Source organism: Stenotrophomonas sp. GD04145, from assembly GCF_029835135.1.
Lineage (GTDB): Bacteria > Pseudomonadota > Gammaproteobacteria > Xanthomonadales > Xanthomonadaceae > Stenotrophomonas > Stenotrophomonas maltophilia_P.
Genome location: NZ_JAODZG010000046.1, coordinates 1 through 26,703, shown reverse-complemented (window position 1 = coordinate 26,703; position 26,703 = coordinate 1). Strand labels below are relative to the sequence as shown.

The window sequence follows — 26,703 nt, the reverse complement described above, 5'->3', positions numbered from 1 at the left end:
CCCATCCACGCTAGAATTACCCCTTATCGAGTCCCCCAAGCCGCATATGAGCCACTACGAAGGCGATCTTCGCACTCCCGAGTCGGCGCGCTTTGCCATCCTGGCCAGCCGCTGGAACGCCCGCATCACCGATACGCTGGTGGCCGGCGCACGCCAGAGCCTGGCCGGCAACGGCATCACCGAAGCCAACATCGACGTGATCCGGGTGCCGGGCGCCTGGGAACTGCCGCTGGTCGCCGCACGCCTGGCCGCCGCCCATGAACACGCCGCCATCCTCACCCTCGGCTGTGTGATCCGCGGCGACACCCGTCATTACGAACACGTGGCCGACCGCTGCGCCGAAGGCCTGATGCGCGTGCAGCTGGATTTCGGCGTGCCGGTACTGAACGGCGTGCTGGCGGTGGAACGCGTGGAAGATGCCGAGGCCCGCGCCGGCGGCAGCCACGGCAACAAGGGCGAGGAAGTCGCACTCGCCGCATTGGAAATGGTCAATCTTCTGGAGCAGCTGCCATGAACAAGAACACCCAGGGCAAGCCCTCCGGTAAACCCGTCCGCCGCGATGGCATTGATCCGGTGCTGCGCTCGCGCGCGCGCCGTCGTGCCGTGCAGGCCGTCTACGCGTGGCAGATCTCCGGCGGCAACGCACAGTCGCTGATCGCCCAGTTCGCGCATGAGCAGGCCCGCGAGATCGCCGATCTGGCGTACTTCGAGGCGCTGATGCACGGCGTGCTCGACAACCGCACCGACATCGACGAAGCGCTGGGCCCGTATCTGGACCGTGGCATCGAGGAAGTCGATGCCATCGAACGCGCGGTGCTGCGCCTGGCCGCGTACGAGCTGCGCTACCGCCTGGACGTGCCGTACCGCGTGGTGATCAACGAGGCCATCGAATCGGCCAAGCGCTTCGGCTCCGAACACGGCCACACCTACGTCAACGGTGTGCTGGACCGCGCGGCCGTGGAATGGCGCAAGGTCGAATCGGGCCACTGACCCGATCGCTGTAGAGCCGTGCCCTGCCTGGCTTGCCGCGCAGGGCAGGGCTGCGTCCGGTAGTGTGGCGCGTGATCGAACTGCAGCCGCGCATGGCCCGGCTGCTACATAAGAGCAGAACGCCCCATGTCCCTGGCCGAATTCGCCCTCATCGACCGTATCCGCGCCCGCACCGCCGAGCGCGATGACGTGCTGCTCGGCATCGGTGACGATGCCGCGCTGCTGCAGCCGCGCGCGAATGAACAGCTGGTGGTGACCGCCGATACACTCAACAGTGGCGTGCACTTCCCGGTGGAGACGCCGGCCTTCGATATCGGCTGGAAGACGCTGGCGGTCAATCTGTCCGATCTTGCGTCGATGGGCGCGCGACCGGCCTGGTGCACCTTGGCGCTGTCATTGCCGGAAACGTCCGAAGACTGGATCGAGGCATTCGCCGATGGCTTCTTCGCACTGGCCGACCAGCATGACGTCGCGCTGATCGGGGGTGACACCACGCGCGGACCGCTGTCGTTGTCTGTCACCGCAATGGGCCAGGTTGGCCGTGGTCAGGCCCTGCGCCGCGACCGTGCACAGGCCGGCGATGACATATGGGTCAGTGGCACGCTGGGGGATGCGGCAGGTGCGCTGCGCCTGTGGCAACAGGGGGCGCTGAACGTGGCCACGGCCACGTTGCTGGCCGATTACGAACGCCTGCGCGTGCGCCTGCTGCGGCCGACGCCACGCGTGACCCTCGGCCTGCGCCTGCGTGCCTTCGCGCATGCGGCAGTGGATGTGTCCGACGGACTGCTGGCCGATCTGGGCCACATCGCCCGCCGCAGTGACGTGGCAGCGCATGTCGATACCGATGCGTTGCCGATCTCGCACGCGCTGCGTGAGCTGCTCGGCCGCGATGGCGCGCGCGACTGTGCATTGCGTGGCGGAGACGACTACGAGCTGTGCTTCACCGCGGCCGCCGACCAGCGCGACGCGCTGCATTACCTCGCCGAATCGCTGGACCTGCCGCTCACCCGCATTGGCCGCATCGCCGAAGGGCAGGGCGTGCACGTGGATGGCGAAGTGGCCGACGGTGGTTATCAGCACTTCGTCTGACGAATGAAGACGCCGGGCATGGCCCGGCGCTACCGTCCTGACACGGACGGCGTTCATGTACAGGGCGGCGCCTCATGCAGGCGGCAGCACCTTGCCCGGGTTGAGGATGCCATCCGGGTCCAGCGTGGCCTTGATCGCGCGCATGGTCGCCAGCGTGGCGGGAGTGAACGCCTGCGCCATGAAATCGCGCTTGGCCAGGCCAATGCCATGTTCACCGGACAGTGTGCCGCCCAGCGCCAGCGTCAGCGCGAAGATCTTCGGCAGCGCCGCATGCGCTCGCGCGCTCTCATCGGCATCGTCCGGGTGGTACAGGATGTTGACGTGCAGGTTGCCGTTGCCGGCATGGCCGAAGGTGACGATGGTCAGGCTGTACTCGGCTGCCAGCGCCTGTACCCCGGCGACCAGGTCGGGAATGCGCGATACCGGCACCACCACGTCTTCGTTGATCTTGCCGGGCGCAACGCTGCGCAGCGCGGGCGACAGTGCCTTGCGCGCCGCCCACAGCTGGTCGCGTGCGCGGCCCTCCATCGCGACGTCCAGTTCCATCATGCCGTCGCCTTCGGCAGCGCTGGCCAGCGCCTGCAGCAGGTAGGGCAGGGTGTCGTGGTCGCCATCGGCCTCGACCAGCAGCATCGCGCCGGCCTCCGGTACGTCGGCGCCATTGAGGCGCAGCAGTTCCAGGCTGCGCGCGTCCATGAACTCCAGGCGGGTGGGTACCACCGGCTGCGACATCAGCCGCGATACCGCGGCGGCGGCGGCATCGGCATCGCGGTACAGCACGCGCAGTCCGGCCTGCGCGACCGGCAGCGGCGTCAGCTTCAAGGTAGCTTCCACGATCAGCGCCAGGGTGCCCTCGCTACCCACCAGCAGGTGGGTCAGGTCGTAGCCGGTTGCATCCTTGGTATAGGCACCACCGCAGCGGATCACCTCGCCGGTGCCGGTGACCGCGACCAGCCCCAGTACGTTGTCGCGGCTGGTGCCGTACTTCACCGCGCGTGGGCCACCGGCATTGCAGGCGAGGTTGCCGCCGACGCTGCAGATCTCCGCGCTGGACGGGTCCGGCGCCCAGAACAGCCCATGCGGTGTCAGCGCCTGCTGCAGGGCGCCGTTGAGCACGCCAGGCTGCACCACCGCGCAGCGATCACCGGCACGGATCTCGACGATGCGATCCATGCGGGTGAACGACAGCACGATGCTGCCCGGCAGGGGCACCGCCGCCCCGGTGGTGCCGGTGCCCGCGCCACGCGCGACCAGGGCCACGCCGTGCACACGGCAGGCGCGGACCAGCGCCTGCACCTGTTCGGTGTCGGCCGGCAGCGCGACGGCGGCGGGGCGTTGACGGCGCCATGAGTTGTCCTGCGCATTCGCCTCCAGCGCGGTGTCATCCATGCGCCAGCCCTCCGTGCCCAGCAGGGCGGACAGTTCGGCAACCAGGGCAGCGGGCAGGGCAGGGCTCATGTTGGATCTCGTGGAACAACCGGTACGGAGTGGATGGCCTTACAGGCGGCCTCTGCGCCGGGCATCGGCACGGCAGCGTGGGTGATGATCGAGGGCATCAGCAGTCGTCCAGCCGGAACGCGTCGCGCAGCCAGTGCAGCTGTGGCGGTTCGCCGCTGGCCTCGACCACGTCGAAGCGGCAGGGCGCATCGGCCAGTGCAGGATGCGCCTGCAGGTACAACTGTGCGGCCTGTACCAGGCGCCGGCATTTGCGGGGGTCGACCGAGGCGGCAGCGCCGCCGAAGTCGCTGCGCGCGCGGTACCGCACCTCCACGAAAACCACGGTACCGGCGTCGTCCATCACCAGGTCCAGTTCACCGCTTCGATAACGGACATTGCGCGCGCGTGGCTGCAGCCCGGCCTGTTGCAGGTGCAGCTCGGCGGCGGTTTCCACCGCCGAGCCCCGCTGCGTGCGCTCAGCGACCACCGACGATCGGCATCGGCCGGCCGCCGCTGAAGGTCGACCACGCCGGCTGGCGCAGGATGTTGCCGTTGCCATCGAGGAACAGGGTGCCGGTGGCGCCTTCCAGGCCACCTTCGTTGGCCAGCTTGTCCAGATAGCTGCTGATCTTCCACGCGTCGGCGCCGAAGGCGAACAGGCGGCCGGCGGCACCGCGCGCGCTGGGCAGCGTGCTGGCGACCTGGCTGGCCGACGGCAGGCCGGAGACACTGCGCACGTTCCAGGCTTCATTCGGGTAGACGATGCCGTCCAGTGCCACGTCTTCCTCCACCTTGCCGCTGCCGATGGTCAGCTGGGACGTGCCGACGCGGGTGGCGCCGCCGACACCGGCCAGCGCCAGCTGCGGCGCGAGCAGCCGCGCCTGCGGAGCGCGCACGGCGAGAAACACAGCGTCGACCTGGCCGGCATTGCGCACCTGGGCGCCGACATCGCCCACCGCTTCAGCGACCGATACCGTGGCGGCCACCTGGCCACCGCGCTGGGTGAAACGCTGGGAGAAGGCCGCGGCGGCGCGGCGGCCGGTATCGTCGCTGCTGCTGATGACCAGGGCGCGATTGCGCTCACGGCCACGCAGGTATTCGGCGGCGACGATGCCGTCGTCTTCCGGGGCGAGCGAGAAGCCGGCGCTGCCGGCCGGCGGTGAATCCTTGCCACGGTTCAGCGCCAGCACCGGCACCTGCAGCGGCTGGCGGCCGTATACCGCATCCACTTCATCGCGGCCCAGCGGGCCGACGACGAAGTCGGCACCGGAGGCCACTGCCTTGTCGTATGCAGCCAATGCACCGGCCGGCGTGCCGGCGGTATCGAAGAAATTGATGTCCGGGCGGCGGCGCGATTCGCCGTAATAGGCGGCGAGCAGGCCATCGCGCACCGGCTGTGCCGCGGTGGCAAGGCGGCCACTGAGTGGCAGCAGCACGGCCAGCTTCGCCGGCGGGCGGTAGCCATCGCTCATTGCCGGCGGGCGCTTGCTGGTATCGAACTGGGCGGCACCGTCGCGGTCGAACGGACGCGGAAGCGGCAGGCCGCGGGCGATCAACGCACGGCCGGCGAAGTTGTACAGCGGATCGTTGGCCGGCAGCGCGGCGGCACGGCTGCGCAGCGTGGCATCGTCGAGGGTGCCAAGCAGGCCTGAAATGGCCGCCTGGTTCTCGTTGCGCGCGCTGCCGGTGAGGCCGGCCTGCGCGCGTGCGCGGTCGCTGGCGGCGCCGAAGGCATCGCCAGTGGCCTGCAGGGCCTGGGCACGGGCGAGCAGCCAGCGCGTGCGCAGGCCGGGTGCGACGTTGTCGCCATTGTCCTTGAGCAGGGCCAACGCCTGTGCGGGTTGCTTGTCAGCCAGTGCCAGCTCGGCGCCGGTCAGCTGGTAACGCTGCAGGCTGGCACCGGACAGCTGGCGGGCGCTGAGCTGCCCCAACAGGCTGCGCGCGCGGGTGCTGTCGCCGGCCAGGTGCCACGCCCAGGCTGCATCCGCCAGGGCATTGCTGCGCGCGCTGCCGCGCAGGGTGGCCGCAAGGCCCTCCAGCTGCATCGCGGCGTCGCGCGGCTTGCCCTGTTCGATCAGCGCCAGCGCCTGGCTCTGGGCCGGCGATTCGGGCGCGCTGGTGAAGCTGGTGGTGGCACAGCCGGCCAGGAGCATCAGCGACAACGAAAGGGCGGAGATGCGTGCGGCGGGCTTGTTCATGATCGGGTCCATGCGATGAGGGCAGCGGCCTTGGCCAGGTACACGCTAGGATTCTACCCTTGCCCCGTGAGTACCGCTGAAATGAGTGTCCCCACCCTGTATGTCGTCGCCACGCCGATCGGCAACCTGGCCGATCTGAGTCCGCGCGCACAGGAGGTGCTGCGTTCGGTAGCGGCGATCTGTGCCGAAGACACGCGGCGCAGCGGCCAGCTGTTGTCCCATTTCGGCATCCAGCAGCCGCTGGTGGCGCTGCACGAGCACAACGAAGACGCCCTGGCGCAGCGACTGGTCTCGCGCCTGCAGGCGGGCGAATCGCTGGCGCTGGTCAGCGATGCCGGCACGCCGCTGGTCAGCGATCCCGGCTTCCGCCTGGTACGGGCCGCGCGTGCGGCGGGCATCCGGGTCAGCCCGGTTCCGGGTGCCTGTGCCGCCATTGCCGCGCTCAGCGTGGCCGGCCTGCCCAGCGATCGCTTCAGTTTCGAGGGATTCCTGCCGGCCAAGGCCAGCGGGCGCCGCGACCGGCTGCAGGCGCTCGCCGGCGAGGTGCGCACGATGGTGTTCTACGAATCCTCGCACCGGATCGCCGAGTCCCTGGCGGACATGGCGGCGATCTTCGGCGGTGAGCGGCCTGCGGTGCTGGCGCGGGAGCTGACCAAGCTGTTCGAGACGGTGCTGGATGGCGATCTGGCGGCCTTGCGGGCAACGGTCGAAGCCGACGAGAACCAGCGCAAGGGCGAGTTCGTGGTGATGGTGCAGGGGGCCGGCGACGACGAGGAAGCGCAGCTGGCCCATGGCCGTCGCGTCTACGCCACATTGAGCGAGCACCTGCCGCCGTCGACCGCCGCCAAGCTGGCCGCCGAGCTGACCGGCGCACCGCGCAAGGCGTTGTACGGCCGGTAGCGCCGGGCCATGCCCGGCGTGCGCGTCGCGCGGCATCGAACAGCCACCGGGCAGGAACCACCCGCGTACGGTAGAATGCGCGCTGGCGGAGCCGGCCAGACAGTCGCGTCATCCCTTGCGGGGTGCCGAGGAAAGTCCGGGCTCCACAGGGCAAGGTGCCAGGTAACGCCTGGGCGGCGCAAGCCGACGGAAAGTGCAACAGAAAGATACCGCCTACGTCTTCTTCGGAAGGCCGGTAAGGGTGAAATGGTGCGGTAAGAGCGCACCGCGAGTCTGGTAACAGACCGGCACGGCAAACCCCACCTGGAGCAAGACCAAATAGGGATCCTTTGGCGCGGCCCGCGTTGGATCCGGGTAGGTTGCTTGAGCGTTGCGGTGACGTAACGCCTAGAGGAATGACTGTCCACGACAGAACCCGGCTTATCGGCCGGCTCCGCCTCCATTCACCTGTGTAGCGCCGGGCCAGGCCCGGCAGCACCCTGCCCGCCGTTCAGAAGTCGATGCGGCTTCCGGCAACGAATACGCCCTGCGGCCCGAAGCGGCGTTCATGGATCTGCCCGTGGCCATCACCATCGATCAGCAGCACGGTGCTGGCACGGGTGCCGTAGTCGTCGCCGCGGATGAAGGCCGGGCTCAACCAGCGCTCGCGTTCCAGTCCGATGCCGGTGTCCGGCAGGTCACTGTCGGCAGGCCGGTGTTCGTCGGCCAGCGCGGTCCATAGCGGGGTCAGGTCCGGGGTCAGATCCCTTTCGCTTTGCGAAGGAGATCTGACCCCGTCTTCTTCCAGCCAGGCCGTCAGCGCGGCCATCAGCCGCTGTGTCTTCGGCCAGGGGGCATCCAGTGCGCCGTTGGACATGCCATGCACGCCCGGCCCCAGGCGCTGCCGTTCGGCAGGGTGGTTGCCCAGATACTCCAGGCTGTCGCTATCGGCCAGCAGCAGGTTGAACGGGGCGTAGGCGCCGGCCACGGCCGCCAAGCGGTCGATATGCACTGCGGCCGGGTCGCGGCCACGCAGGAAGTCGGCCACCAGCGCGCCACGCGAGGGACCGGTCTGGGCGGCCAGCGGATCGCGCACATTGGTGACCACCGCCATCCGGCCGCCGGCACCGACGCCGGCCCAGCCTCCTCCGGAGCGGAGGTCGCGCCCGCCGATGACGGAGGTCTCATCCTGCCAGCGGGCCAGCGCCGCAGTGGGGCGGGCGTGGAACTCATCACGGTTGCCGGTCATCACCAGCCGCCAGCGCGGATGGTGCATCCAGCCAAGAGCAAGCAGGCACATGACGTCATTGTGCCCGGTTTGCGCAGTCTGGCGCCGCTTTCAGCCAGTTCCCGATGAATGCGGGGGCGATGTTTCACGCCCCCTGCACAGGCCTGAACTTCCGTTCAATCTCAAAAATTGAGACGGATCAGCAACTTGTGGATAAGCCTTGAACAATTCTCTAAAGGTTGCTGCAAGCCATTGATGTGGCTGGCGATTTCCCTGCGGAAAAGTTGTTGACAACCCTTCGCTCGCTGCTAAGGTGGGCATCAGAGGGAAATCCGGGTGTTTTGTGGGTTTTCGTGGTTCAATGTTTCACCGGGCGAAGGACAAGGTGCAGGCGTCGTGTTTCAGGGCGAGACGGCCATCACAGTTGACGACAAGGGGCGCATGGCGGTTCCCACCGCTTACCGCGACCTCGTCGCGCGCGCCAGCAACAACCGTCTCGTGTTGACCTACAACCCGTTCGAAGCCGGCTGCCTGTGGCTGTATGCCGAGTCCGAATGGGAGCGGGTCCGCGACGATGTCATGTCCAAGCCCAATACCCAGCGCGTCGTGCGCCTGTTGCAGCAGAAGCTGGTCGGCTCGGCCGCCCACCTGGAGCTGGACGGCAACGGTCGTATCAGCATTCCCGCCAGCCACCGCGGTGCGGTGGGCATAGAAAAGAAGGCGGTATTGCTCGGTATGGGCGACAAGTTCGAATTGTGGAGCGAGCAGGCGCATCGTGCCCTGATCCAGCAGACGTTGTCTGACGAGGATCTGGGCGATGGGTTGCTCGACCTGAAGTTGTGAGCCGGGGTGCCCGGATGCGCCCAGAAGCGCAGGCCGGTCACCTTCCGGTGTCGCAGTCGCCGGCGGTGCACCTGCCGGTCCTGTACACCCAGGTCCTGGACGGCCTGAGGGTGATCGAAAACGGACGTTATCTGGATGGCACGTTCGGTCGTGGCGGTCACGCACGTGGCGTGCTCACCCAGTTGGGGCCGGAGGGACGCCTGCTGGTCATGGACAAGGATCCGGAAGCCATCGCTGTGGCCGAGCGCGACTTCGCGCCGGACCCGCGCGTGTCGATTTTCCGTGGCAGCTTCGCCCAGCTGCTGCAGTGGAACGAGACGGCCGAAGGCCTGGATGGCGTGCTGTTCGATCTCGGCGTGTCCTCACCGCAGCTGGACGTGGCCGAACGTGGTTTCAGCTTCGGCAAGGACGGCCCGCTGGACATGCGCATGGATCCGGACAGCGGCGAAAGTGCCGCGCAGTGGATCAACCGCGTCGAAGAGCGCGAGATCGCCGACGTGCTGTGGACCTACGGCGAAGAGCGGCAGAGCCGGCGCATCGCCCGCGCCATCGTTGCCCGCCGCGAGAAGCAGCCGTTCTCCCGCACCGCCGAACTGGCCGAACTGATCGCGTCGGTGATGCCCCGCGGCAAGGACAAGATCCATCCGGCCACCCGCAGTTTCCAGGCCATCCGCATCCACATCAACCGCGAGCTGGCCGATCTGGAGGCCGGGCTCGACGCGGCGGTGGAACGGCTCAAGCCCGGCGGCCGGCTGGCGGTCATCAGCTTCCATTCGCTGGAAGACCGTATCGTCAAGCAGTACATGAACCGTCTGGCCAAGGCGCCGCCTGCCAACCGCCGCCTGCCTGAAGCGGTCGCGTTCGTGCCGACCCTGGACCTGATCGGCGGGGCCATCAAGGCCACGGACGACGAACTGGCCGCCAACCCGCGCGCGCGCAGCGCCGTGCTGCGCGTGGCCCAGAAGCGGGAGGCCGACGCATGAGCCGCCTGCTGCTGATCATTCTGCTGGCCTCCACCGTGGCCTCGGCGATCGGCGTGGTGTTCGTGCGCCACCGCCACCGGCAGACGTTCATCGAGCTGTCGCGCGCCGAGCGTGCGCGCGATGACCTGAACATCGAGTTCGGCCGCCTGCAGCTGGAACAGGCCACCCTGGCCGAAGCCAACCGCGTCGACCGCATCGCCCGCGAGAAGTTGGGCATGAAGTTCCCCGAAGCCGCCGACGTAGTGGTGGTGCGCCCATGAGCAAGACCGGCCGCAACCGTCCACGCAACGCCTTCAACCTGCGCCAGCGCCTGCGCTGGGTGGCGCTGGCGCTCGGCCTGTGTTCGGTGTCGCTGGTCGGCCGCGCGGCCTACGTGCAGATCATCAACAGCGATTTCTACCAGCGCCAGGGCGAGGCCCGCTACCTGCGCGAGCTGCCGATCAAAACCTCGCGCGGCATGATCACCGACCGCAACGGCGAACCGCTGGCGGTCTCCACCCCGGTGGCCTCGATCTGGGTGAACCCGCAGGACCTGCTGCGCGCGCCTGACCGCATTCCGGAACTGGCGCAGGCCGTGGGCATGTCGGTGGACGAGCTGAGCAGCCGCCTGTCGCAGAAGTCGGACAAGGAGTTCATGTACCTGCGTCGCCGGATCAATCCGGACGAGGCAGAAAAGGTGGTCGCGCTGAAGATTCCAGGCGTGGCCGCGCAGCGCGAGTTCCGCCGCTTCTACCCGCAGGGCGAGGCGATGGCGCATGTGCTGGGTTTCACCAACATCGACGACCGCGGCCAGGAAGGCCTGGAACTGGCGTTCGACGAATGGCTGCGCGGCAAGCCGGGCGCGAAGCGGGTGATCCGCAACCGCAAGGGCGAGACCGTCGAGAGCGATCTGCTGCGTGCCGCCGAACCGGGCAAGGACCTGACCCTCAGCATCGATCGCCGCATCCAGTACCTGGCCTTCAAGGAACTGCGCAATGCGCTGGTGGCCAACAAGGCGGCCGGCGGTTCGATGGTCATCATGGACGTGACCACCGGCGAGATCCTGGCCATGGTCAACCTGCCGACCTACAACCCGAACTCGCTGACCGGTGCGTTGCCCGATTCGCGCCGCAATCGCGCGGTGACCGATCTGGTCGAACCGGGCTCGACGATGAAGCCGTTGACCATCGCCACCGCGCTGCAGGCAGGCGTGGTGACCAAGGACACCATCGTCGACACCAATCCGGGTTACATGACCCTGGGCCGCTTCACCATCCGCGACGTGCCGCGCAACAACGGGGTACTGAACGTGACCGGCGTGATCACCCGCAGCTCCAACGTGGGTGCCGCCAAGGTCGCGGCGAAGATGCCCGACCAGACCTTCTATGACGGTGTGCGGCGCTTCGGCTACGGCTCGGTACCGCACAGCGGTTTCCCGGGTGAGTCGGGAGGTGTGGTAATGCGTCCGGGCCGTTGGTCGGGAACCACCAAGACCACCATGTCCTATGGCTACGGCCTGTCGGTCACGCCGTTGCAGATCGCCACCGCGTACTCGGCGCTGGCCAACGGTGGTCGCCTGATCGCACCGACCTTCGTCAAGGGGCAGCGCAACGAAGGCCAGCAGATCATCGACGAGAACGTCGCCAAGCAGGTGGTGGCGATGATGGAAACGGTGGTCACCCAGGGCGGCGCCAAGCAGGCGGCGGTCCTGGGCTACCACGTCGCCGGCAAGACCGGTACTGCGCGCAAGGCCGGCCCCGGCGGCTACGAGCGCGGTCACTACAACGCGCTGTTCGCCGGCGTGGTGCCCGCCACCAACCCGCGCTTTGCCACTGTCATCGTCATCAATGATCCGCAGGCCGGCAAGTTCTACGGCGGCCTGGTGTCGGCGCCGGTCTATCACAACGTGATGGAAGGCACTCTACGCCTGATGGATGTGCCGCTGGACGACCTGCAGTCGTGGCTGGCCGCGCAGCAGTCCGGAAAGATGGGGCACTCGGCCTCGATCCTGCCGGCCCCGCCGGCCGAGACCGCGCTGCCGGTCGATGCCGCCGCCGAATTCGATGCCGCGCTGCCCAGCGCGCAGGTCCAGACGCCGCCCGCCACGGGAGGCACGCAATGAGCCCTTCGATGTTGCTTTCGCAGTTGCTTCCGGACGTGGCCCTGGCGGGCCATGATCCCGTTCTGACCGGCCTGGTGCTGGACAGCCGTGCCGTACGCCCCGGCAATGCCTTCGTGGCCATCGCCGGCTTCGGCGCACACGGCCTGGGCTTCGTCGATCAGGCGCGCGCGGCGGGCGCCGGCGCGATCCTGTTCGAGCCACCGGCACCGGACGATCTGCCCGCACCGGCCGATGCCATCGCGGTGCCGGGCCTGCGCGCACGCATGGGCGCAATGGCTGACCAGTTCCACGGTGCACCGTCGCGGGCAATGGCGATGGTGGGTGTCACCGGCACCAACGGCAAGACGTCCACCGTGCAGCTGCTGGCCCAGGCCTGGCATCTGCTGGGCACTCCCAGTGGCAGTATCGGCACGCTGGGTGCTGGACTTTACGGCGCGGTCGAGCCGACCGGCTTCACCACGCCGCTTGTGCTGCAGATGCATGCCCTGCTGGCGCAGCTGCGCGACCAGGGTGCGCGTGCGGTGGCGATGGAAGTCAGTTCACATGCGCTGGACCAGGGCCGCGTCGATGCCGTGCATTACGACGTGGCCGTGTTCACCAACCTCACCCGCGATCATCTCGATTACCACGGCGACATGGCCAGCTACGGCGCGGCCAAGGCCCGCCTGTTCCATCGTCCTGGCCTGAAGGCCGCGGTGATCAACCTCGACGACGCGTTCGGTCGCCAGCTGTTCGCCGACCTGCCGGCCGGCGTGCTGCCGATCGGCCTGAGCTCGCGCGGTACCGACGGCGCCGTCGTGCTCGCCGACGCGCTGCAGCTTGATGGCCGTGGCATCGCCTTCGACCTGGTGATCGAAGGACAGCGCGCAGCTGTCCGATCGCCGCTGCTGGGCCGCTTCAACGTCGACAACCTGCTGGCCGTGGCCGGCACCCTGCACGCGCAGGGCCAGCCACTGCCGCGTATCGCCGAGGTGCTTTCGGCGCTGCAGCCGATCCGCGGCCGCATGAACCGCCTTGGTGGCGAGCAGGGCCTGCCGACCGTGGTCATCGACTACGCGCACACGCCGGATGCACTGGAACAGGCTCTGGACAGCCTGCACGGGCATCTGCAGGGCACGCTGTTCTGTGTGTTCGGCTGTGGCGGTGAACGTGACACCGGCAAGCGCCCGCAGATGGCGGCCATTGCCGAGCGGCTGGCCAACCAGGTCATCGTGACCGATGACAACCCGCGTGGCGAGGACGGTGACCGCATCGTCGCCGACATCCTTGCAGGATTCACCGATGCCGGCGCGGTGACGGTGCAGCGCAACCGTGCGCGCGCGATCGGCCTGGCCGTGAAGCGCGCCGGTGCCGGCGACATCATCCTGATCGCCGGCAAGGGCCATGAGCCCTACCAGGAGATCAAGGGCGTACGCCACGACTTCGACGACACCGAAGTGGCGGCCGCTGCACTGGCTGCCAAGGCCGGTGTGCTGGCGGCGGAGGGTGCACGATGAAGCGCACCCTGCTGTCGCTGATCGCGCACTGGGCCGGCGGCGAGATCCACGGCGACGATGTCGCCATCGATGCCATCAGCAACGATACCCGCAGTCTTGGCCCGGGCAGCCTGTACGTGGCCCTGCGTGGCGAGCGCTTCGATGGCCATGACTTCGCCGCCGACGCGCAGGCCCGTGGCGCCAGCGCGCTGCTGGTCGAGCGCCTGCTGCCGGTCGAGCTGCCGCAGGTGCTGGTCGCCGACAGCGAACTGGCGCTGGCGAAGATCGCCACGGGCATGCAGCGCGACCGCAGCACCGAGGTCTTCGCGATCACCGGCAGCAACGGCAAGACCAGCGTGAAGAGCCTGCTGCTGGCCATCCTGCAACAGGTGGCGCAGCACGCGCACAAGGTGGTCTATGCCAACCCGGGCAACCGCAACAACGAGATCGGCCTGCCGCTGGCGGTGATCGATGCGCCGGAAGATGCCGACTACGCCGTCTACGAGATGGGCGCCGGCAAGCCGGGCGACATCGCCTACCTGACCGATATCGCCCGCCCGCGCTATGCGCTGGTCAACAACATCGCGCCTGCGCATCTTGAGCGGATGGGCAGTCTGCTCGGCGTGGCCACCACCAAGGGCGCCATCTACGCCGCACTGCCGGCCGACGGCGTGGCGGTGATCAATGTCGATGATGCCTACGGACGCTGGTTCGAGCAGCACTTCGTCGGCGTTCCGCCGCGCTGCCGCGTGCTGCGTTACGGCCTGGAACACACTGCCGACATCACCGCGCGTGACATCCGCGCCGGTGCGCAGGGCAGCCAGTTCACGCTTGTCTCGCCGATGGGCGAAGCACGCGTGGTGCTGGGCCTGCCGGGCCGCCACAACGTCAGCAACGCGCTTGCTGCCGCCAGCCTGGCGCTGGCTGCCGGCATCGACCTGGCATGGGTTGCCGCCGGCCTGGCCGACGCACAGCCGGTGCCCGGACGCCAGATCGCGCACCAGCTGCGCAATGGTGCGGTGCTGGTGGACGACAGCTACAACGCCAATCCCGGTTCGCTGGCCGCCGCCATCGATGCGCTGGCGGCCGCCCCGGAAGAGGGCTGGCTGGTGCTGGGTGACATGCGTGAGCTTGGCCCGGATGCGCAGTCGCTGCACGCGCAGGCCGGCGTCCGCGCGCGCGCCGCAGGGCTGAAGCGCCTGTATGCGCTCGGTCCGCTCAGTGCCGCCGCCGCCGCCGCGTTCGGCGAAGGCGGCCGCCAATTCGCCACCCATGACGCGCTGTCGCAGGCGTTGAAGGACGAGCTGCACGCCGGCGTGCGCTGCCTGGTCAAGGGTTCCCGTGGCAGCGCCATGGACACGATCGTCAAAGCGCTGCTGGCGCAAGGAGAGGAATCCCCGCATGTTGTATGAACTGGCTCGATGGTTGCAGCAGTTGGAGAGCCTGTTCGGGCTGTTCAACTACCAGACGTTCCGCGCCATCCTTGCCGCGTTGACGGCCCTGTTCCTGTCGCTGTGGCTCGGCCCGGCGATGATCCGCAAGCTTGCCCAGTTCAAGGGCGGCCAGCCGATCCGCAAGGACGGCCCGCAGACCCATTTCTCCAAGGCCGGCACGCCGACCATGGGCGGTTCGCTGATCCTGCTGACCGTCACCCTGTCGGTGCTGATGTGGGCCGACCTGCGCAACCGCTACGTCTGGCTGGTGCTGGCGGTGATGCTGTGCTTCGGCGCGATCGGCTGGTACGACGACTGGATCAAGATCGTCCGCCGCGACCCGAACGGCCTGAAGTCGCGCTGGAAGTACCTGCTGCAGTCGATCTTCGGACTGGCCGCCGGCCTGTTCCTGTTCTATACCGCCGATGTGCCTGCCGCACTGACCTTCTACATTCCGATGTTCAAGTCGGTGGCGCTGCCGCTGGCCGGCATCGGCTTCGTGACCATCGCCTACTTCTGGATCGTCGGCTTCTCCAACGCGGTCAACCTGACCGATGGCCTGGACGGCCTGGCGATCATGCCGACCGTGCTGGTCGCCTGCGCGCTGGGCGTGTTCGCCTACGCCTCCGGCAACGTGGTGTTCGCCAACTACCTGCAGATCCCGCAGATTCCCGGTGCCGGTGAGCTGGTCATCATCTGCGCCGCCATCGCGGGCGCCGGGCTGGGCTTCCTGTGGTTCAACACCTATCCGGCGATGGTCTTCATGGGCGACATCGGCGCGCTGGCGCTGGGCGCGGTGCTGGGCACGATCGCGGTGATCACCCGCCAGGAACTGGTGCTGGTGATCATGGGCGGCGTATTCGTCATCGAGACCCTGTCGGTGATGATCCAGGTCGCCTCGTTCAAGCTGACCGGCAAGCGCGTGTTCCGCATGGCGCCGATCCACCACCATTTCGAACTGAAGGGCTGGCCGGAGCCGCGCGTGATCGTGCGCTTCTGGATCATCTCCGTCGTGCTCGTGCTGATCGGCCTGGCCACGTTGAAGGTGCGCTGACGATGAACGACCTGTCCCGCCAGGCAACACGCCTCGAAGCCATCGAAGGCAGCTACGACAAGTGGCTGCTGGGTGCGATGCTCGCGCTCACCGGGCTGGGCGTGGTGATGGTGGCGTCGAGCTCGATCGCGTTGATGAGCAGCCCGTTCTACTACCTCAACCGCCACCTGGTGTTCCTGGCGATCGGCATCGTGCTGGCGGCCATTGCCGCGCGTACCGAGCTGAAGTCCATCGAGCAGTACAACCAGGTGCTGCTGCTGGGCTGCTTCGCACTGCTGCTGGTGGTGTTCATTCCCGGTCTGGGCAGCAGCGTCAATGGTGCCCGCCGCTGGATCAACCTGGGGGTCTCCAAGTTCCAGACCGTGGAAGCGGTGAAGGTGCTGTATATCGTCTGGCTGTCCAGCTACCTGGTGCGCTTCCGCGACGAGGTCAACGCGACCTGGCCGGCGATGCTCAAGCCGCTGGGCGTGGCCGGTGCGCTGGTGGTGCTGCTGCTGCTGCAGCCCGACTTCGGTTCGTCGACCCTGCTGCTGGCGATCACGGCCGGCATGCTGGTGCTGGGCGGAGTCAACATGCCGCGCATGTCGATGCCGGTGATCATCGGCCTGGTCGGCATGAGCGCGCTGGCGATCATCGAGCCGTACCGCATGCGCCGCATCACCTCGTTCCTGGACCCGTGGGCCGACCAGCAGGGCGACGGCTACCAGCTGTCCAACGCGCTGATGGCGGTGGGGCGCGGCGAGTGGACCGGCGTCGGCCTCGGCAATTCGGTACAGAAGCTGTACTACCTGCCCGAAGCACATACCGACTTCATCTTCTCGGTGACCGCCGAGGAATTCGGCTTCATGGGCACCTGCGTCATCATCGCCCTGTTCGCGCTGCTGGTCGGCCGCACCTTCTGGCTGGGCATGCGCTGCGTGGAAATGAAGCGCCACTTCTCCGGCTACATCGCCTTCGGCATCGGCCTGTGGATCAGCATGCAGACCTTCGTTTCGATCGGCGTGAACCTGGGCATCCTGCCGACCAAGGGCCTGACCCTGCCGCTGATCTCCTCGGGCGGTTCGTCGGTCCTGATGACGTGCGTGGCGATGGGCCTGCTGCTGCGCGTGTCCTACGAGCTGAAGCGTGCCGAGCGCCGCCAGGCCGTGCGCATCGGCGGCGGCGACGATGCTGCCACCGCACCGGCCGAAGAGCCGTCCGCCCCGTCCGCGGGGTCGCTGCCGATGGGCTCGGACGCGCCTGCCGGCGCGGGCCCTGCCGTGCGTGGCACCAGCCGCCTGCAGTCCCGCGTCGAACCGACTTTCGGGAGGCTCGGATGAGCGCTGCCGACCACAACGTTCGCCCGGTGATGATCCTGGCCGGTGGTACCGGCGGGCATATCTTCCCGGGGCTGGCCGTGGCCCGCGTGCTGCGCGAGCGTGGCGTGCCGGTCACCTGGATGGGCGCCGAAGGCGCGATGGAAACCCGGTTGGTGCCGCAGCACGACATTCCGATCGACACGCTGTCCATCACCGGCCTGCGTGGCAAGGGCAAGCTGGCACTGCTGGGCGCACCGTGGCGGCTGATGCGCGCGTTGCGTGCGGCCGGCATGATCATCCGCCGTCGCCAGCCGCGTGCGGTGATTGCCTTCGGCGGATTCGCCTCGGGACCCGGTGGCATGGCCACCCGCCTGCATGGGCTGCCACTGCTGGTGCACGAGCAGAACCGCGCACCCGGCATGACCAACCGCATCCTGTCGCGCTACTCGCGCCGCCTGCTGACCGGGTTCCCGGGCACCTTCGCCAAGGGTGAAGAGGCGGTGGGCAATCCAGTGCGCGCGGAGATCGCCGCGATCGCGCCGCCGGAACAGCGTTTCGCCGATCGCCACGGTCCGTTGCGCGTGCTGGTGGTGGGTGGCAGCCAGGGTGCGCGCGCACTCAACAGCGGCGTGCCGCAGGCCATCGCAGCGCTCGGTGCGGAAGTGCCGGTGCAGGTGCGCCATCAGAGCGGCGAGAAGCTGCACGCCGAAGCGGTCGAGGCCTATGCCAAGGCGGGCGTGCAGGCGCAGATCACGCCGTTCATCGCGGACATGGCCGAGGCATTCGCGTGGGCCGACCTGGTCGTGTGCCGTGCCGGCGCATCCACCCTGGCCGAGCTGTGCGCGGTCGGTGTCGGCAGCGTGCTGGTGCCATTCCCCGCCGCCGTCGACGATCACCAGACCCGCAACGCGGAGTATCTGGTCGAGCGCGGCGCGGCGGTTTTGCTGAAGCAGGACGGAACGCTGGCAGACGGCATTGCCGCACTGCTGCGCGATCTGTCCGAAAATCCCGGCCGCCGCATGCAGATGGCGCAAGCCGCGCGTGCCCTGGCCAAGGTCGATGCCGCCGAGCGCATCGCCGATATCATTCTCGAGGAAGCTGTATGAAGAAGGCATGCCAGCGCGCCTGCCCTGCGCGAGGCCGCGCATGATCCGTCGCCTGCACGACACCAACGACCTGGTGCGCGCCTTCCCGCGCGTGCACTTCGTCGGCATCGGCGGCACCGGCATGAGCGGCATCGCCGAAGTGATGCTGACGCTGGGTTATGAAGTGTCCGGTTCGGACAATGCCGACAATGCGGCCACCCGCCGCCTGGCCGGCCTGGGAGCACGCATCATGCGTGGCCATTCGGCGGCCAATGTGCTGGGCACCGACTGCGTGGTGGTGTCCAGCGCGATCCGCGAAGACAACCCGGAGCTGATGGAGGCGCGCAGCCAGCGCATTCCGATCATGCCGCGTGCGGCGATGCTGGCCGAGCTGATGCGCTTCCGGCGTGGCATCGCCGTGGCCGGCACCCATGGCAAGACCACCACCACCAGCCTGACGGCAGCGGTGCTGAGCGAGGGCGGCCTGGACCCGACCTTCGTGATCGGTGGCCAGCTGCTGGCCGCCGGCGCCAACGCCAAGCTCGGCGGTGGGCAGTGGCTGGTGGCAGAGGCCGATGAGAGCGATGGCAGCTTCCTGCGCCTGAATCCGCTGATGTCGATCATCACCAACATCGATGCGGACCACCTGGAAAACTACGGCAACGACTTCGCCCGGGTGCAGGCCGCATTCGCCGAGTTCCTGCAGCGCCTGCCGTTCTACGGGCTGGCGGTACTGTGCATCGACGATCCGGAAGTGGCTGCACTGGCCGCCAGGACGCCGCGCCACGTCATGAGCTACGGCATGAGCCCGCAGGCCGACGTGCGCGCCGAGAACGTGGTGCAGGAGGGCTCGCGCATGCGCTTCACCCTGCGCCTGCCGCAGGGCACCAGCCAGGAAGTGGTGCTGGCACTGCCGGGCCGGCACAACGTGCTCAACGCGCTGGCCGCCGCTGCGGTCGGTTGGCAGCTGGGCGTGGCACCGGATGCAATTGCGCGTGCGCTGGAGGCCTTCGCCGGGGTCGGCCGTCGCTTCAACGACCTGGGCGAAGTAACCACCGCCAGCGGCGCCAGGGTGCGGATCATCGATGATTACGGTCATCACCCGAGCGAACTGGAGGCGGTGTTTGCCGCTGCCCGCGGCGGCTGGGCCGACAAGCGCCTGGTGGTCGCGTTCCAGCCCCACCGCTACAGCCGCACCCGCGACCAGTTCGACAAGTTCGCTGCAGTGCTGTCCAGCGTCGACGCGCTGGTGCTGAGCGAGGTCTACCCGGCCGGCGAGGAGCCGATCGCAGGTGCCGATTCGCATGCGCTGGCACGCGCCATCCGCGCCCGCGGCCGCAGCGAGCCGGTGGTGGTGGGCAAGGCCGCCGAGCTGGCGAGCGTGCTGCCGGACGTGCTGCAGGATGGTGACCTGCTGCTGATGATGGGGGCCGGCGATATCGGCGCCGTCGCCACCCACATCGCAGTGGAAGGCTTCAAGGCGGAGGGCGAGGCGTGAGCACGCTGACCTTCCCGCCGCTGCGCAGTACCGACCCGGCCGTGTTCGGCCGCGTCGCCGTGCTGCTCGGCGGTACCTCCAGCGAGCGCGAGGTGTCGCTGGACTCCGGCCGCAACGTGCTGGAGGCGCTGCAGTCGCGCGGCGTCGATGCGTTCGCCGTGGACGGCATTCCGGCCCTGGCCCGGGCATTGGCCGGCGGCGGCATCGATCGCGTGTTCAACATCCTGCACGGCCACAACGGTGGCGGAGAGGATGGCATCGTGCAGGGCCTGATGGACGCCTTCGGCGTGCCGTATACCGGCTCGGACGTGCTGGGTTCGGCATTGAGCATGGACAAGATCCGCACCAAGCAGGTGTGGCTCTCGGTCGGTTTACCCACCCCGCAGTACCGGAAGGTCACTGCCGAGACCGTCCACGCACAGGCGCGCGAGCTGGGCCTGCCGGTGGTGGTCAAGCCGGCCAACGAAGGCTCGAGCGTGGGCATCAGCCGTGTGACCGACGAAGCAGGCCTGGACGAGGCGGTGGCGTTGGCTGCGCGCTACGACGGCCAGCTGCTGATGGAGCAGATGGTAGTCGGCGACGAGCTGACCGTCGCCATCCTTGGCGACGTCGCACTGCCGTCGATCCGCATCGTGCCCAAGGGCCAGTGGTACGACTACAACGCCAAGTACATCGCAGAAGATACCCAGTACCTGTGCCCGGGCCTGGACGGCGAGGCCGAGGACGAGATCCGTCGCATCGCGCTGGCCGCGTTCCGCGCCGCCGGCTGCCGTGGCTGGGGGCGCGTGGACGTGATGCGTGACCGCGCAAGTGGCCGCTTCTTCCTGCTGGAAGTGAACACCGCGCCGGGCATGACCAGCCACTCGCTGGTGCCCAAGGCGGCCCGCCAGGCCGGCATCGGCTTCGAGGAGCTGGTGTGGCGCGTGCTTGAACAGACCCTGGAGGCTGGCCACGCATGAACGCGGTGCTGCGCATCTTCGTCTGGCTTCTGGCGCTGTCGGTGGTGGCACTGCCGGTGGTGGCCGTGGTCAATGGCTGGGTCGGCGCCGAGCGCTGGCCGCTGGCGAAGCTGCGCGTGCACGGTGAATTCAAGCGCGTGCCGGCCGAGCAGCTGCAGCAGGTGCTGTTGCCGTATGCGCGTGCCGGGTTCTTCGCGGTCAAGCTGCAGGATGCGCAGGACGCACTGGAGAAGCTGCCGTGGGTGGAAAGCGCGCAGGTGCGCAAGCAGTGGCCTGACGTGCTGGAAGTGACCCTGGTCGAGCACAAGCCTTTCGCCCGCTGGGGCGAGGGTCGCCTGCTGTCCGAGCAGGGCAAGCTGTTCCCCACGCCGAAGAAGCTGGCCGACCTGCAGCTGCCCGAGCTGGATGGCCCCGACAGCCAGACCGAGGAAGTGGTCAAGCTGTACAACGATTCACGCGCGCTGTTCGCGCCTGCCGGCGTCGACGTGCGCCGGCTGACCATGGATGCGCGCGGCAGCTGGTCGCTGGTGCTGAGCAACGGCACCGAAGTGGTGGTAGGACGCGATGACGCCCGTTCGCGCCTGCAGCGCTTCGTGCGCGTGCTGCCACAACTGGCCAACCAGGCTGCGCCGATCGAGCGCGCCGATCTCCGCTACACCAATGGTTTCACGCTGAGCTGGGGCACCCCGGCCGCGCCGGCTGACGCGCCGGCGACCCCGGCAAGAAGGACGCAGGAAAGGACATGAATCGCAAGGGTGACAAATCGCTGATCGTCGGCCTGGATATCGGCACCTCCAAGGTGGTGGCGCTGGTGGGCGAGTATTCGCCGGGCAACCCGATCGAAGTGATCGGCATCGGATCGCACGAGTCGCGCGGCCTCAAGCGCGGCGTGGTGGTGGACATCGAATCGACCGTGCAGTCGATCCAGCGTGCGGTCGAAGAGGCCGAGCTGATGGCCGGCTGCGAGATCCGTTCGGTCTACGCCTCGATCTCCGGCAACCACGTGCAGTGCAAGAACTCGCCGGGAATCGTGCCGATCCGCGATGGCGAGGTGACCTGGGGCGACCTGGACCGCGTGCTCGACGCTGCCAAGGCGGTGGCGATTCCGGCTGACCAGAAGATCCTGCATGCGATCCCGCGCGAGTACGTGCTGGATGATTCGCAGGAAGGCATCCGCAACCCGGTGGGCATGACCGGTGTGCGCCTGGAAGTGCATGCACACCTGGTGGTGTGCGCGCAGTCCGCCGCCGCCAACATCAGCAAGTGCGTGCAGCGCTGCGGCCTGCAGGTGGATGATCTGGTGCTGTCCTCGCTGGCCTCCAGCGTGGCGGTGCTGACCGCCGACGAACGCGAGCTGGGCGTGGTGCTGGTCGACATGGGCGCAGGCACCACCGACATCGCGGTGTTCGTGCAGGGCGCGATCTGCCACACCGCATCGCTGCCGATTGCCGGCGACCACGTCACCAACGACATCGCGCACATGCTGCGCACGCCGACCCCGGAAGCCGAGCAGATCAAGGTGCGCTACGCCTGCGCCCTGGCCCAGCTGGCCACTGCCGAGGAGAGCATCCAGGTGCCGTCGGTGGGTGATCGCCCGCCGCGGCGCATGCCGCGCCATTCGCTGGCGCAGGCAGTGCAGGGCCGCTACGAGGAAATCTTCGAGATGGTGCAGGCCGAACTGCGTCGCTCCGGCTTCGAAGAGCTGGTGCGCGCGGGCATGGTGCTCACCGGCGGTGCATCGAAGATGGAAGGCGTGGTCGAGCTGGCTGAAGAGATGCTGCAGATGCCGGTGCGCGTGGGCATTCCGCAGCACGTCACCGGCCTGGGCGAAGTGGTCGGCAACCCGGTGCACGCCACCGGCGTGGGCCTGCTGCTGATGGGCAGCCAGATCGAGCATCCGCGCCGGCCATCGCTGCCGACCGGGCGCGCCGGCAGCATGTTCAAGAAACTCAAGACCTGGTTCCGCGGCGAGTTCTGACGCGGAACCCGTAACGCCGGGCATCGCCCGGATGCAACACCCGCAACACAACGCAACACCGGCAACACACAACCCACACAGCCGCAACGGCGGCATGCAGCAGGACGGCAGGACGCCCGAATGCCCATGCCATCGAAAGCGGATACAACGAGGACACGGACATGGCGCATTTTGAACTGATCGAAAAGATGGCACCCAATGCGGTGATCAAGGTGGTTGGCGTGGGCGGCGGCGGCGGCAATGCCGTGGCGCACATGGTCAACTCGGCGGTGGACGGCGTGGAGTTCATCACCGCCAACACCGACTCGCAGGCCATCAAGAATTGCGGTGCGAAGCTGCAGCTGCAGCTGGGCACCAACGTGACCAAGGGCCTGGGCGCAGGCGCGAACCCGGAAGTGGGCCGCCAGGCCGCCCTGGAAGACCGTGAGCGCATCATGGACGCCCTGCAGGGCGCCGACATGGTGTTCATCACCGCCGGCATGGGCGGCGGCACCGGCACCGGTGCGGCGCCGGTGGTGGCGCAGCTGGCCAAGGAAATGGGCATCCTGACCGTGGCCGTGGTCACCAAGCCGTTCCCGTTCGAAGGCCGTCGCCGCATGCAGGTTGCGCTGAAGGGCATCGAGGAACTGAGCCAGCACTGCGACTCGCTGATCACGATTCCGAACGAGAAGCTGATCACCGTGCTGGGCCGCAACGCCACCATGATCCAGGCGTTCCGTGCCGCCAATGACGTGCTGCAGGGCGCCGTGCAGGGCATTGCTGACCTGATCGTGCGTCCGGGCCTGATCAACGTCGACTTCGCCGACGTGCGCACCGTCATGTCCGAAATGGGCCTGGCGATGATGGGTACCGGCACCGCCCGTGGCGATGACCGTGCCCAGGCTGCCGCCGAAGCGGCGATCCAGAACCCGCTGCTGGACGATGTGAACCTGGCCGGTGCCAACGGCATCCTGGTCAACATCACCGCCGGCGCCGACTTCACCATGGCCGAGTTCGACGAGATCGGCCGCACCATCGATGGCTTCGCGTCCGAAGATGCCACCGTGGTGGTCGGTACCGTGCTGGATCCGGACATGCAGGACGAAGTGCGCGTGACGGTGGTGGCTACCGGCCTGAACCGCGTGTCGGCCAGCAAGAGCCAGCGTCCGGGCGAGCGTGCGCCGATCAAGCTGGTGCGCAATGCCACCACCGGCCAGCCGGAGTTCGGCGAGTTCGACACGGGTGGCGATGCGGTCTCCAAGGCCGTGGGCGGCATGGGCCTGGGCCTGCGTCGTGCCAGCAGCGATACCGCGGCAGCCTCCACCGCGTCGGCCCCGGCCTCTTCGGCCCCGGCGGCGGCGGAACTGCCGAATGATTACCTGGACATCCCGGCGTTCCTGCGCCGCCAGGCGGACTGAGCGGAGCTGCCCGGGGCTTGTCCTCCCCGGGTCGCGCCACCATGTCCTGAAGTGCGGGCGCCGGGCCAGGATAGGCCCGGCGGCCCTTCACGCGTGTCCCACCCGCGCGCCGGTGTGTCCTGCCGCCGTTTCAGCCGGGGTAGGGGAGTGCGCGTGTTAATCTAAGGTGTCACTTCCGGTCTGCCCCCATGATCCAGCAACGCACCCTCAAGAACACGATCCGCGCTACCGGCGTTGGCCTGCACAGCGGTGACAAGGTCTACATGACCCTGCGCCCGGCACCGGTCAACCACGGCATCGTGTTCCGCCGCGTGGATCTGGATCCGGTGGTGGAAGTGCCGGCCAAGGCGGAGCTGGTCACCGAAGTGACCCTGTGCACCGGCCTGACCTGCAACGACGCCAAGGTCCAGACCGTTGAACACCTGATGTCGGCTCTGGCCGGCCTGGGTGTGGACAACATCATCGTCGAGCTGTCCTCGGCCGAGCTGCCGATCATGGACGGTTCGGCCGGCCCGTTCGTGTTCCTGCTGCAGTCGGCAGGCATCGTGGAACAGGATGCGCCCAAGCGCTTCATCCGCGTGCTCAAGACCGTGGAAGTGACCGAGGGTGACAAGGTGGCCCGCTTCACGCCCTACGAGGGGTACAAGCTGGGCTTCACCATCCAGTTCGACCACCCGATGATCCCGGCCAAGCAGTCACGCCAGGAAATCGAATTCTCCACGCTGGCGTACACCAAGGAAATCTCCCGCGCGCGCACCTTCGGCTTCATGCGCGACCTGGAGTACATGCGTGAACGCAATCTGGGCCTGGGCGGGTCGATGGACAACGCCATCGTGCTTGACGAGTTCCGCGTGCTCAACGAAGACGGGCTGCGCTACGCCGACGAATTCGTGCGCCACAAGATCCTTGATGCGATCGGCGACCTCTACCTCGCCGGTGGCCAGGTGCTGGGCGCCTACGAGGGCTTCAAGTCCGGTCACGCGCTCAACAACAAGCTGGTGCGCGCGCTGATGGCCGATGCCAGCGCGTGGGAGTGGGTCAGCTATGACTCGCCGGCGGTACCGGATCCGGTCGAGTACGCCACCCCGGCCTACGCCTGATCCACATAACGTTTTGAATTGAAAGGAAAAAACGCCGCCTCTCAGGGCGGCGTCCGCATTTCTGGAGGCTGCGATGGATACGACGCAGCAGGTGACGCGACTGTCGGTCTGTCGTCACGGTTTCGTGAACCTGTTGGATCGGAAGCCTGAATTTAACGTTGTTTTAACAACAATCTAACGACAGGTCCACCGGGGACCGCTAGGATGCGACCCGGCCCCCGAAATGTTTCACGCTGCGGTGACACGCGCGACGGGGAGCGGAGCAGGAGGCTCCGTTGTCCTCAGGACCGCTTCTTCGGCTTCGAAGGAACATCCTGCAGGGCTGCCAAGGCGTCGCGTAGCCCTTTGTGCGTGGCGGCTGAAACTGCGTGGGGGCCATTTCGGTTGTCGATCGCTGGGGAGCGTGAGGGAGTGGTGGACGCAGTCTTGATGGTCACCCTGGTGGCCTTCAGCCCGATGGACCGGGCCGCGTCGAGAAGCTGGGCCTCGGCAAGCCGGAACTTGGCATGCCAGACCGGGGACTCGACGAGAAAAACGAGGTGTTCCCCGTCCACATTGGCCAGCCGGCAACGGCTGCGCAGAGGTGGCGGCAACTGGGGGCGCAACTGACGGTCCAGCGCGTCGAGCCACAAGGCACGCCGCAGCGGGTTCCCGCTTTTGTCCGCCATTACCGCATCCAGTGCCGGTTTCGGCACGGAAGCGGGGCGAACGCTGGATTTCGGCTCAGACATGAAAACTCACTGATGGCATTCAAAAAGATCGTAATCAAAACGCGTGAAGGTCAGGCCAAATCGGCGCTCACGCGTTTGCGGTTCTATTTCGAGGACCGCCCCCGTGCCCTGCTGGGCAGCGTGCTCGGGGTAGGCTGCATTATCGGCTTTGCAGGCGGAATCGGCGCCAACGCGTTCAACGATTCGCGGCTGCAGGCCAAGGTCGACCGCCAGGAGGCTGAACTGGCCAAGGTCCAGCGCGATGCGCAGACCCAGGTCAACGCGCTGGCGGCCCGCCTCGGCGAGCTGCAGGCGCAGGCCACCCGCCTCAACGCCCTGGGCGAACGGCTGACCCAGATGGGCAAGCTGGAAGATGGCGAGTTCGACTTCAACGAAACTCCCGGCCTGGGTGACGGCGATGCCGGCGGCCCGACCTCGGACATCCCGGTCAAGGATGTCAACGCCGACTTACAGGTGCTGGAGCAGCGTTTCGCTGCTTCAGGCCGCCAGCTGTCGGTGATGGAATCGCTGATGTTCGATCACCAGCTGCAGCAGAACGCCGTGCCTTCGCGCATGCCGATCCGCAACAGCTATGTCACGTCCGGCTTCGGCACCCGTGCCGACCCCTTCGGCCGCGGTGCCGCCACCCACAAGGGCATGGACTTCCACGCCCGGGTCGGCGATCCGGTCATGGCCGTGGCCGATGGCGTGGTCAGCTTCTCCGGCGTCAAGGGCGGCTACGGCAACGTCGTCGATGTCGACCATGGCAACGGCTACGTCACCCGCTACGCGCACAATTCGCGCCTGGTGGTGAAGGTCGGCGATCTGGTCCGTGCCGGCCAGGAAGTGGCCAAGGCCGGTTCCACCGGTCGCTCCACCGGCGCCCACGTGCACTTCGAGGTCTGGGAAAACGGCAACGTGGTCAACCCACGCAAGTTCCTCGGCGACGGCGGCAACACGCCGGTCGG

Annotated in this window: 25 protein-coding genes and 1 other RNA gene; 21 read left to right on the top strand and 5 right to left on the bottom strand. The window is 67.8% G+C overall.

All coding sequences use genetic code 11. The features are described from left to right. The first annotated feature begins 46 nt into the window (after positions 1 to 46). The 3 genes from ribH (at position 47) to thiL (ending at position 2,079) form a co-directional block, all read left to right on the top strand. Complete coding sequence (ribH, locus tag N7367_RS16475; protein WP_010481977.1) at positions 47 to 514, top strand: 6,7-dimethyl-8-ribityllumazine synthase; 468 nt, start codon at positions 47 to 49, stop codon at positions 512 to 514. Then, positions 511 to 990 carry a transcription antitermination factor NusB gene (gene nusB, locus N7367_RS16470; RefSeq protein WP_053516471.1) on the top strand — a complete coding sequence of 160 codons (480 nt, stop codon included), beginning with the start codon at positions 511 to 513 and terminating at the stop codon, positions 988 to 990. Before ribH ends, nusB begins: the two co-directional genes overlap by 4 nt. 126 nt (positions 991 to 1,116) lie before the next feature. Next, positions 1,117 to 2,079, top strand: coding sequence for a thiamine-phosphate kinase (gene thiL / locus N7367_RS16465; RefSeq protein ID WP_279942800.1), 963 nt, complete (start codon positions 1,117 to 1,119; stop codon positions 2,077 to 2,079). 72 nt (positions 2,080 to 2,151) lie between these two features. On the opposite strand, the gene N7367_RS16460 is transcribed toward thiL, so the two are convergent. The 3 genes from N7367_RS16460 to N7367_RS16450 form a co-directional block, all read right to left on the bottom strand. Further along, positions 2,152 to 3,537 carry an FAD-linked oxidase C-terminal domain-containing protein gene (locus N7367_RS16460; protein WP_279942799.1) on the bottom strand — a complete coding sequence of 462 codons (1,386 nt, stop codon included), beginning with the start codon at positions 3,535 to 3,537 and terminating at the stop codon, positions 2,152 to 2,154. Between the two features lie 97 nt (positions 3,538 to 3,634). After that, positions 3,635 to 4,003, bottom strand: coding sequence for a YraN family protein (locus N7367_RS16455; protein WP_065182806.1), 369 nt, complete (start codon positions 4,001 to 4,003; stop codon positions 3,635 to 3,637). Then, positions 3,993 to 5,714, bottom strand: a complete 1,722-nt coding sequence (locus N7367_RS16450; RefSeq protein WP_065175851.1) for a penicillin-binding protein activator — start codon at positions 5,712 to 5,714, stop codon at positions 3,993 to 3,995. The genes N7367_RS16455 and N7367_RS16450 overlap by 11 nt, the downstream gene beginning before the upstream one ends. 81 nt (positions 5,715 to 5,795) lie before the next feature. Here N7367_RS16450 and rsmI point away from each other — a divergent pair, with 81 nt between their 5' ends. After that, positions 5,796 to 6,614 (top strand): 16S rRNA (cytidine(1402)-2'-O)-methyltransferase, encoded by an 819-nt coding sequence (gene rsmI / locus N7367_RS16445; RefSeq protein ID WP_065175817.1) that lies wholly within the window; start codon positions 5,796 to 5,798, stop codon positions 6,612 to 6,614. A gap of 87 nt (positions 6,615 to 6,701) precedes the next feature. Continuing rightward, an RNA gene (gene rnpB, locus N7367_RS16440) (RNase P RNA component class A) lies at positions 6,702 to 7,053 on the top strand. 51 nt (positions 7,054 to 7,104) lie between these two features. Here the strand turns inward: rnpB and N7367_RS16435 are convergent. Next, positions 7,105 to 7,893, bottom strand: coding sequence for an NRDE family protein (locus N7367_RS16435; protein WP_065175816.1), 789 nt, complete (start codon positions 7,891 to 7,893; stop codon positions 7,105 to 7,107). Between the two features lie 324 nt (positions 7,894 to 8,217). On the opposite strand from N7367_RS16435, the gene mraZ reads away from it, so the two are divergent. From mraZ to lpxC, 15 genes are all read left to right on the top strand, one after another. Beyond that, positions 8,218 to 8,664 carry a division/cell wall cluster transcriptional repressor MraZ gene (gene mraZ / locus N7367_RS16430; RefSeq protein WP_004143635.1) on the top strand — a complete coding sequence of 149 codons (447 nt, stop codon included), beginning with the start codon at positions 8,218 to 8,220 and terminating at the stop codon, positions 8,662 to 8,664. 14 nt (positions 8,665 to 8,678) lie between these two features. Continuing rightward, positions 8,679 to 9,647: a 16S rRNA (cytosine(1402)-N(4))-methyltransferase RsmH gene (gene rsmH / locus N7367_RS16425; RefSeq protein WP_053516464.1), complete on the top strand. Its 969-nt coding sequence runs from the start codon at positions 8,679 to 8,681 to the stop codon at positions 9,645 to 9,647. After that, positions 9,644 to 9,907, top strand: a complete 264-nt coding sequence (gene ftsL / locus N7367_RS16420) for a cell division protein FtsL (protein WP_053516463.1) — start codon at positions 9,644 to 9,646, stop codon at positions 9,905 to 9,907. The genes rsmH and ftsL overlap by 4 nt, the downstream gene beginning before the upstream one ends. Continuing rightward, complete coding sequence (locus N7367_RS16415) at positions 9,904 to 11,748, top strand: penicillin-binding transpeptidase domain-containing protein (protein ID WP_065182805.1); 1,845 nt, start codon at positions 9,904 to 9,906, stop codon at positions 11,746 to 11,748. The genes ftsL and N7367_RS16415 overlap by 4 nt, the downstream gene beginning before the upstream one ends. Further along, complete coding sequence (locus N7367_RS16410) at positions 11,745 to 13,244, top strand: UDP-N-acetylmuramoyl-L-alanyl-D-glutamate--2,6-diaminopimelate ligase (protein WP_279942798.1); 1,500 nt, start codon at positions 11,745 to 11,747, stop codon at positions 13,242 to 13,244. Before N7367_RS16415 ends, N7367_RS16410 begins: the two co-directional genes overlap by 4 nt. Continuing rightward, on the top strand, positions 13,241 to 14,635 hold the full coding sequence (murF, locus tag N7367_RS16405; protein ID WP_128989136.1) for a UDP-N-acetylmuramoyl-tripeptide--D-alanyl-D-alanine ligase: 1,395 nt from the start codon (positions 13,241 to 13,243) through the stop codon (positions 14,633 to 14,635). The genes N7367_RS16410 and murF overlap by 4 nt, the downstream gene beginning before the upstream one ends. Next, on the top strand, positions 14,625 to 15,710 hold the full coding sequence (gene mraY / locus N7367_RS16400; protein WP_053516457.1) for a phospho-N-acetylmuramoyl-pentapeptide-transferase: 1,086 nt from the start codon (positions 14,625 to 14,627) through the stop codon (positions 15,708 to 15,710). The genes murF and mraY overlap by 11 nt, the downstream gene beginning before the upstream one ends. A gap of 2 nt (positions 15,711 to 15,712) precedes the next feature. After that, positions 15,713 to 17,029, top strand: a complete 1,317-nt coding sequence (ftsW, locus tag N7367_RS16395) for a putative lipid II flippase FtsW (protein WP_279942797.1) — start codon at positions 15,713 to 15,715, stop codon at positions 17,027 to 17,029. Beyond that, entirely contained in the window at positions 17,026 to 18,114 is a 1,089-nt protein-coding gene (gene murG / locus N7367_RS16390; protein ID WP_065175811.1) for an undecaprenyldiphospho-muramoylpentapeptide beta-N-acetylglucosaminyltransferase, read from the top strand. Before ftsW ends, murG begins: the two co-directional genes overlap by 4 nt. A gap of 40 nt (positions 18,115 to 18,154) precedes the next feature. Then, positions 18,155 to 19,591 carry a UDP-N-acetylmuramate--L-alanine ligase gene (gene murC, locus N7367_RS16385; protein WP_053516454.1) on the top strand — a complete coding sequence of 479 codons (1,437 nt, stop codon included), beginning with the start codon at positions 18,155 to 18,157 and terminating at the stop codon, positions 19,589 to 19,591. Continuing rightward, positions 19,588 to 20,550: a D-alanine--D-alanine ligase gene (locus N7367_RS16380; RefSeq protein WP_065182802.1), complete on the top strand. Its 963-nt coding sequence runs from the start codon at positions 19,588 to 19,590 to the stop codon at positions 20,548 to 20,550. Before murC ends, N7367_RS16380 begins: the two co-directional genes overlap by 4 nt. Next, a complete protein-coding gene (locus N7367_RS16375; protein ID WP_053516451.1) occupies positions 20,547 to 21,296 on the top strand; it encodes a cell division protein FtsQ/DivIB in 750 nt (249 codons plus the stop codon). Before N7367_RS16380 ends, N7367_RS16375 begins: the two co-directional genes overlap by 4 nt. Further along, complete coding sequence (gene ftsA, locus N7367_RS16370; protein WP_005408083.1) at positions 21,293 to 22,528, top strand: cell division protein FtsA; 1,236 nt, start codon at positions 21,293 to 21,295, stop codon at positions 22,526 to 22,528. The genes N7367_RS16375 and ftsA overlap by 4 nt, the downstream gene beginning before the upstream one ends. Positions 22,529 to 22,689: 161 nt before the next feature. Next, entirely contained in the window at positions 22,690 to 23,925 is a 1,236-nt protein-coding gene (gene ftsZ / locus N7367_RS16365) for a cell division protein FtsZ (protein WP_053516450.1), read from the top strand. A gap of 188 nt (positions 23,926 to 24,113) precedes the next feature. Further along, a complete protein-coding gene (lpxC, locus tag N7367_RS16360) occupies positions 24,114 to 25,025 on the top strand; it encodes a UDP-3-O-acyl-N-acetylglucosamine deacetylase (protein WP_053516449.1) in 912 nt (303 codons plus the stop codon). A 281-nt stretch (positions 25,026 to 25,306) separates the two neighbouring features. Here the strand turns inward: lpxC and N7367_RS16355 are convergent, their stop codons facing one another. After that, positions 25,307 to 25,756, bottom strand: a complete 450-nt coding sequence (locus N7367_RS16355) for a DciA family protein (protein ID WP_053516447.1) — start codon at positions 25,754 to 25,756, stop codon at positions 25,307 to 25,309. A gap of 12 nt (positions 25,757 to 25,768) precedes the next feature. On the opposite strand from N7367_RS16355, the gene N7367_RS16350 reads away from it, so the two are divergent. After that, on the top strand, positions 25,769 to 26,703 hold a 935-nt coding region (locus N7367_RS16350; RefSeq protein ID WP_279942796.1), incomplete at its 3' end, for a M23 family metallopeptidase.